7 protein-coding genes are annotated in these 7,165 nt (G+C 63.5%); 4 read left to right on the forward strand and 3 right to left on the reverse strand.

Features of this window, described 5'->3' with window-relative positions; translation table 11 throughout:
- The coding region (locus ACQKPE_RS25320; protein ID WP_427669427.1) for a Lon-like protease helical domain-containing protein at positions 1 to 539 on the reverse strand (539 nt) is incomplete at its 3' end.
- Between the two features lie 256 nt (positions 540 to 795).
- On the opposite strand from ACQKPE_RS25320, the gene ACQKPE_RS25325 reads away from it, so the two are divergent.
- The 4 genes from ACQKPE_RS25325 (at position 796) to ACQKPE_RS25340 (ending at position 4,211) form a co-directional block, all read left to right on the forward strand.
- A complete protein-coding gene (locus ACQKPE_RS25325; RefSeq protein ID WP_427669428.1) occupies positions 796 to 1,284 on the forward strand; it encodes a DUF3015 domain-containing protein in 489 nt (162 codons plus the stop codon).
- A gap of 76 nt (positions 1,285 to 1,360) precedes the next feature.
- Complete coding sequence (locus tag ACQKPE_RS25330; protein WP_427669430.1) at positions 1,361 to 3,214, forward strand: DUF4105 domain-containing protein; 1,854 nt, start codon at positions 1,361 to 1,363, stop codon at positions 3,212 to 3,214.
- 75 nt (positions 3,215 to 3,289) lie between these two features.
- Positions 3,290 to 3,646, forward strand: coding sequence for a hypothetical protein (locus ACQKPE_RS25335; protein ID WP_427669432.1), 357 nt, complete (start codon positions 3,290 to 3,292; stop codon positions 3,644 to 3,646).
- Positions 3,647 to 3,713: 67 nt separating this feature from the next.
- Positions 3,714 to 4,211, forward strand: coding sequence for a GreA/GreB family elongation factor (locus ACQKPE_RS25340; RefSeq protein WP_427669433.1), 498 nt, complete (start codon positions 3,714 to 3,716; stop codon positions 4,209 to 4,211).
- A gap of 4 nt (positions 4,212 to 4,215) precedes the next feature.
- Here ACQKPE_RS25340 and gdhA read toward each other — a convergent pair whose 3' ends face one another.
- Positions 4,216 to 5,556 (reverse strand): NADP-specific glutamate dehydrogenase, encoded by a 1,341-nt coding sequence (gene gdhA / locus ACQKPE_RS25345; protein WP_427669435.1) that lies wholly within the window; start codon positions 5,554 to 5,556, stop codon positions 4,216 to 4,218.
- A gap of 311 nt (positions 5,557 to 5,867) precedes the next feature.
- A partial coding sequence (ettA, locus tag ACQKPE_RS25350) for an energy-dependent translational throttle protein EttA (protein WP_427669436.1) occupies positions 5,868 to 7,165 on the reverse strand: 1,298 nt, incomplete at its 5' end.

Raw genomic sequence — 7,165 nt, forward strand, 5'->3', positions numbered from 1 at the left:
AGGCGGGGGCACTGGATGACCCTGGGTACGGCGATGGCGCAGTCTTCGACATACAGGCGTTCGGGGTCGTAACGCTGGTTGAAGGCGCGGTCGATAGCGCCTTTCTTCTGCTGGTAGGACGGGTGCTCGAACACGGCTGGGAAGGTTGCCAGCAGGTTATCGATCAAACCGTTCATGTCGCTGGTGAACTCACCGGCGGAGCCGGCCGGCAGTTCCAGGGCGCGGGGCTCGCGGGGTTCTTCGTAGTTATTGACGTAGACCCAGTCGGCCGGAGTCTGCTGGCGCTTGCCCTCGGCCTTGAGGTAGCGCTTGACGAACGAGAAGCGGCCCGTGCCGGGCTCGCCCATCACATACACGTTGTAACCGGGGCGTGGCATCGCCACGCCGAATTGCAGGGCCTCTACAGCACGTTCCTGGCCCAGTACACCGCGAAACGGCTCCAGGTCGTCGGTATGAGTGAACGCGAATTGCTCGGGGGAAAAACGCCGGGTCAGGGCTTCGGGCGCAAGGCGCAGACGCGAGGCGACAGGATCGGGCATTGGGCTTCCTTACTTCGGCAGGGCGGATACGCAGCATTCTGGCGCCGCCTGCGCGCGCCTTGCAAGGCTCGCCGGGACTTTATGTCGCATGCGCCACAGGCTTTATCGCCAGGTAATTTTTCGCAATCAATGACGCAACTATTAGAACGTGCCTAAACTCCAAGCTGCGCGGGTGGGTAAAACGCTTCCCCGACCAGGCAATTCGTTGCCTGCAACCCTGACCATTGGTACGTCTTAGAAAAAGAGAACTAATGCTATGAAACGGATTCTTCTGGGTACGCTGTTCGCTGCTGTTTCCATCAACGCCATGGCTGAAGCGCCAGGTGGCCCGAACTGCGGCTGGGGTAACCTGCTGTTCGAAGGCCAGCGCGGCACACCGGCACACTTCCTGGCCTCTACCACCAACGGCACCTCCGGCAACGCCACCTTCGGCATGACCTCCGGCACCAACGGCTGCTCCACCAAGGGCGCGCTGACCTACGGCGGCAAGTCCTGGCTGGCCATGAACGGCACCATGAACGAGCTGTCCGAAGACATGGCACAGGGCAAGGGCGAAGCCCTGACCACCTACGCGGTGGTGCTTGGTGTCGCGCCTGAAGACCGCGCCTACTTCTCCACCGTCACCCACCAGCACTTCCAGCAGATCTTCAGCAGCGCCGACGCCACTGTCGAATCTGTGCACAACAACACCCTCGCTGTCCTGAAGAACGACCCACGCCTGGCCAAGTACGCTACCGAGGCTTGAGTCGCCCCTCCCGCCCCGGCAACGGGGCGGGCTTCATACCTCGCCCTTCGGCATCGTTCAGAAGTAGTTGCCCGATATGCTCAAACGCCTCGCTTACCTGGCGCTCTGCGCCTGCGCGCCGCTGCATGCAGCCCCGATGGTGGACGACGCGCGCCTGCAAGAACTGGCCGCCGCCCGCTACTGGATCGCCCTGGGCCATTACGAGCCCGCCAAGCTCGGCGGCTGGCGCAGCTATGTGGACGACCGCAATTTCTTTCTCGCCGAGGACGGCGCGCACCACCCCGACCAGGAACTGCGCGCGACCGTCGAGGCCCTGTACGCCCCGGCCAGCCTGGGCGACAAGCACGCCCAGTGCGTGTTCCCGTCACGCACCCGCTGGCTGCGCGAGCAGTTGCAACTGACCGACCTGCCCAAACCGGACTGCCAGGAATTCACCCGGTGGTACCAGGATGTCGACCCGCATAGCACGGTGATGATCTTCCCGGCGGCCTACCTGAACAGCCCCTCGTCGATGTTCGGCCACACCCTGCTGCGCATCGACAAGGCCGACACTCGCAGCAACGACACCACGCTGCTGAGCTACGCGATCAACTTCGGCGCCTATATCGAAGGCAGCGACAACAGCATTCTCTACGCCTGGAAGGGCCTGATGGGCGGCTACCCCGGCCTGTTCGCGATGATGCCGTACCAGGAGAAACTGTCCGAATACCGCAGCCTGGAAAACCGCGACCTGTGGGAATACCAGCTGGACCTCACGCCCGAGGAGACCGGGCGCATGGTCGAACACGTGTGGGAACTCAAGCAGATCCAGTTCGACTATTTCTTCTTCGACGAGAACTGCTCCTACCGCCTGCTGGAGCTGTTGCAGGTGGCACGCCCGAGCCTGGACCTGACCTCGCAGTTCCCCCTCACCGCCATCCCCACCGACACGGTCAAGGCGGTGAAGCAGTCTGGCCTGGTATCGGACACACGCTACCGCCCCTCCCGCGAGCGTGAATTGCTGGCCCGCGCCGAGCCCCTCGACCCTGCGGAAAAACAGCAGGTGCTCGCCCTCAGCGCCGACATCGCACAACTGCAAGACCCCGAGTTCACCGCCCTGCCCCGCGAGCGCCAGGCCCTGGTGCAGGACGCCGCCTACCGTCTGGAGCGCTACCGCGCCACCGGCCAGGAACGCGACCCCGCCCAGGCCAAGCGCAGCTTCGAGCTGCTGCGCGCGATCAACCGCAACCCGCCGCCCCCCTTGCAGATCGAACGCCCCGGTTTGCCCGAGGAAGGCCACCAATCGCGCACCTGGCAACTGGGCGTGGGCACCCGCGAAGACCGCGCCTACGCCGAGTACGGCCTGCGCATGGCCTACCACGACCTCAACGACAACGCCTACGGTTTCCCGCTTGGCGCGCAGATCGAGATCCTCCAGCTCAAGGTACGCCAGTACGAAGGCAACGACTGGCAAGTGCAGCGCCTGGACCTCGCCACCATCCGCTCGTTGACGCCACGCAACGCGCTGCTCAAGCCCTGGTCGTGGCAAGTAGCCGGGGGCCTTGAACGGGTGCCGGGCAAGCACGACGACGAGGTGCTGGTCAGCCACGTCAATGGCGGCGGCGGCGGCACCTGGCAGCTTGCCGACGACCTGCTCGGCTTTGCCCTGGGCACCGTGCGCGTCGAGCACCACAACGACTTCGCCGAGTTCATCTCGCCGGCAGCCGGGTTCAATGGCGGGCTGCTGTGGCGCAACGGGCTGGGCAACATGACCCTCGAAGCCAAGGGTGACTACTTCACCAATGGCGAAGTGCGTCGCAGCCTGAGCCTTAACCAGCAGTGGGAAATCCGTAAGGACCTGGGCCTGCGGCTCAGCGCCAAGCGCGAGTTCAGCCACCTGGCGACAGCGCAGAACGAGGTGATGCTGGAACTGAAGTGGTACCACTATTGAAGCTTCGACAGCGTTTTGACATAGCGCCGACAAAGCCGCGCCTAGACTTTCCCCACTACCTGGAGGTTTGTGGATATGTCTCGGTCATGGCTACTGTTGTGGATAACCCTGCTGCTCGCAGGTTGCCAGTCGGCCCATGACCATATGCTCGAACAAGGCTACCCGCCCGCCTATGCCGATGGTTTCGGCGACGGTTGCAGCAGCGGTCGCCAGGCGGCCGGGCTGATGGTGGGCGAGTTTCGCAAGGACGTGCCGCACTACCTGCACAACCGCCAGTACGAAAGCGGCTGGGACGATGGCTTTCGCCAGTGCCACGCCATGCAGAGCAATGAAGACCTGCGCCAGTACCGCGAGCGCTACTGGAATGAACGCGACCGCGACTGGCAGCAGGAAAAGGACCGCGCCGCCGGGCGCGCCTACCGGCGAGACTAGGTCGCAAACAGACATCCGCTGAAACCCACGACCTGCCACCATGGTCTTCTGCCTACAGGAGGCCATCATGAGCCGAGCGTTCGTCAACGAAGACCAGGCCGCCGCCCAGGCCAGCCAGCCGGTGGAGCGGCGGGTCAGCGACCAGCCCAACTACGTCACTGCCAAAGGCCTTGAGCAGTTGCAGCGACGCGTGGCCGAGTTGAACGGGCTGCGTGGCGAGTTGCAGGCACTAGGCGAGCGCGCCGACAAGCAGCGCTGGGCCGACACCGAGCGCGACCTTCGCTATTTCGTGGCACGAGTGCAAAGTGCTCAGGTGGTGCCACCGGCTCTTTCGCAAGACAAGGTGCAGATCGGCAGCCGGGTGCGCTTCGCCGATGAAAACGGTGAAGAACACACTGTGCAATTGGTAGGGGAAGACCAGGCCGATGCAGCGCACGGGCTGGTCAACTGGGGCTCGCCCCTGGGCCGGGCGCTGCTCGGCGCCAAGCCCGGGGACGAAGTATTGTGGCGGCGACCGGCAGGCGATCAGTCGATCGAGGTCATTGCTATCATGGGTGAGGCCTGAAGCCTTACACCACCCCCTGCGCCAACATGGCATCGGCCACCTTGACGAACCCGGCGATGTTCGCGCCCTTCACATAGTTCACCGAACCATCGGCCTGCTCGCCATGGGTCACGCACGCATGGTGGATCGACTGCATGATCGCATGCAGCTTGCTGTCCACCTCGCCAGCCGTCCACAGCAGACGCATGGCGTTCTGCGACATCTCCAGCCCAGACACCGCCACGCCACCGGCGTTGGACGCCTTGCCCGGGGCATAGAGAATGCCAGCCTCCAGGAAGATATCCACAGCCTCCAGGGTGGTCGGCATGTTCGCGCCTTCGGCCACGCAGGTGCAGCCGTTGCGCAGCAGGGTGCGGGCATCCTCGGCGCCCAGTTCGTTCTGCGTGGCGCACGGCAGCGCGATGTCGCACGGCAGGCTCCATGGCGTCTGGCCCTTGCGGAACTCCAGGCCGAAGCGCTCGGCCAGCTCGCTGATACGCCCGCGCTTGACGTTCTTCAGCTCCATCAACGCCTCCCACTGGGCATCGGTCAGGCCCGCCTCGGCGTACAGGGTGCCTTCGGAGTCGGACAGCGAGATCACCTTGCCGCCCAGGTCCATGACCTTGCGCGCCGCGTATTGGGCCACGTTGCCAGAACCGGAGATGGCCACGCGACGGCCATCGATACGCAGCTCCTGGCGCTTGAGCATTTCCTCGGCGAAGTACACGCAGCCGTAGCCGGTGGCCTCCGGGCGAATCAGGCTGCCGCCGTAGGTCATGCCCTTGCCGGTCAGCACCGAGGTGAACTGGTTGGCCAGGCGTTTGTACTGGCCGAACATGAAGCCGATTTCGCGGGCGCCGACGCCGATGTCACCGGCCGGCACGTCCAGGTCGGCACCGATGTGGCGGTACAGCTCGCTCATGAATGCCTGGCAGAAGCGCATCACTTCACCATCGCTCTTGCCCTTGGGGTCGAAGTCCGAGCCACCCTTGCCGCCGCCCATGGGCAGCGAGGTGAGCGAGTTCTTGAACACCTGTTCGAACGCCAGGAACTTGAGCACGCCCAGGTTGACCGAGGGGTGGAAGCGCAGGCCGCCCTTGTACGGGCCGATGGCGCTGCTCATCTGGATGCGGTAGCCGCGGTTGACCTGCACCTTGCCCTGGTCATCGACCCACGACACCCGGAACAGCACCGCACGCTCGGGCTCGACCATGCGCTCGAGGATGCCGGCTTGCAGGTAATGAGGGTTGGCTTCGAGGAACGGCCAGAGGCTGCGCAGCACTTCTTCGACGGCCTGGTGGAATTCGGGCTGGGCAGGGTCACGCTGCTTGAGGCGCGCGAGGAAGTGGTCGACGGATTCGATCATGGTAGACATCTCACCAAGAGGGATGGGCTTTCTGTTTTTTCAGGAATGTATCAAGAAGCTATCGCACCAGAACAGGGCGAAATGTCGTTTTTATGAAAATTTTTGGTGCGTATTCTATAACTGTATACAAAGCCTGAAACTGCACTGTCTTCTTCGCGGGCAAGCCCGCTCCTTAAAGGCGCGCGAATATTTTCAGATTCGGCGGAGTCCCTGTAGGAGCGGGCTTGCCCGCGAAGAAACCACCACAGCCTGAAAGCCAGGCACAAAAATGGGGCCTAAAAAGGCCCCATTTTTGTGCAAAAAACCAGCGCTTACTGCGCCAGCTTCTTGTGCCGTACACGGTGCGGCTGGGCAGCAGCATCACCCAGGCGTTTCTTGCGATCCGCTTCGTACTCGGTGTAGTTGCCCTCGAAGAACACCACGTTCGAGTCATCCTCGTAGGCCAGGATGTGGGTGGCCACGCGGTCCAGGAACCAACGGTCGTGGGAAATCACGATAGCAGCGCCCGGGAAGTCCAGCAGGGCTTCCTCCAGCGAACGCAGGGTTTCGACGTCCAGGTCGTTGGACGGTTCGTCGAGCAGCAGGACGTTACCGCCCTCCTTCAGGGTCAGGGCCAGGTGCAGACGGCCACGCTCACCACCGGAGAGGTCCTTGACGAACTTCTGCTGGTCGCCACCCTTGAAGTTGAAGCGGCCAACGTAAGTGCGCGATGGAATCTCGTAGTTGCCGATGCGGATCTGGTCGGAACCGTCGGACACCTGCTGGAACACGGTCTTGCCGCCGTCCAGGTCCTCGCGGCTCTGGTCGACGCAGGCCAGCTGCACGGTTTCGCCGATTTCGATGCTGCCCGAATCCGGCTGTTCCTTGCCCATCAGCATGCGGAACAGGGTCGACTTACCCGCACCGTTACCACCGATAACGCCGACGATCGCGCCTTTTGGCATGGAGAACGACAGGTTGTCGATCAGCACGCGGTCGCCATAGCCTTTGGAAACGTTCTTGAACTCGATGACCTTGTCGCCCAGGCGTGGGCCGGCCGGAATATAGATTTCGTTGGTTTCGCTGCGCTTCTGGAATTCCTGCGACTGCATTTCCTCGAAGCGTTGCAGACGGGCCTTGGACTTGGACTGGCGGGCCTTGGCGCCTTTGCGCACCCACTCCAGTTCCTCTTTCATGGCCTTCTCGTGGGCGCTCTGCTGCTTGGACTCTTGCGCCAGACGGTCCGACTTGGCCTCCAGCCAGCCCGAGTAGTTGCCTTCGTACGGGATGCCGGCGCCGCGGTCCAGTTCGAGGATCCAGCCGGCGACGTTGTCGAGGAAGTAACGGTCGTGGGTAATGGCCACCACGGTGCCGGGGAAGTCGTGCAGGAAGCGCTCCAGCCAGGCCACCGAGTCGGCGTCCAGGTGGTTGGTCGGTTCGTCCAGCAGCAGCATGTCGGGCGCAGACAGCAGCAGGCGGCACAGGGCTACACGGCGCTTCTCGCCACCGGACAGGTGCTCGATCTTGGCATCCCAGGCCCTGGCCCAGGCCTCGGTACCAGCACTAAGCGCACGCCTGGCAGCGGCACGCAACAACCTTGACGTGCTGCTAGGGCGCCAACCCGGTACCC

The organism is Pseudomonas sp. NPDC089554, assembly GCF_050280645.1.
Classification (GTDB): domain Bacteria; phylum Pseudomonadota; class Gammaproteobacteria; order Pseudomonadales; family Pseudomonadaceae; genus Aquipseudomonas.

Bases quoted from the DNA above. Each gene is read 5' to 3' on its own strand.
- gdhA (WP_427669435.1), bottom strand. From the start codon at position 5,556: ATGATCGAATCCGTCGACCACTTCCTCGCGCGCCTCAAGCAGCGTGAC.
- ACQKPE_RS25340 (WP_427669433.1), top strand. From the start codon at position 3,714: ATGAGCCGAGCGTTCGTCAACGAAGACCAGGCCGCCGCCCAGGCCAGC.
- ACQKPE_RS25330 (WP_427669430.1), top strand. From the start codon at position 1,361: ATGCTCAAACGCCTCGCTTACCTGGCGCTCTGCGCCTGCGCGCCGCTG.
- ACQKPE_RS25325 (WP_427669428.1), top strand. From the start codon at position 796: ATGAAACGGATTCTTCTGGGTACGCTGTTCGCTGCTGTTTCCATCAAC.
- ACQKPE_RS25335 (WP_427669432.1), top strand. From the start codon at position 3,290: ATGTCTCGGTCATGGCTACTGTTGTGGATAACCCTGCTGCTCGCAGGT.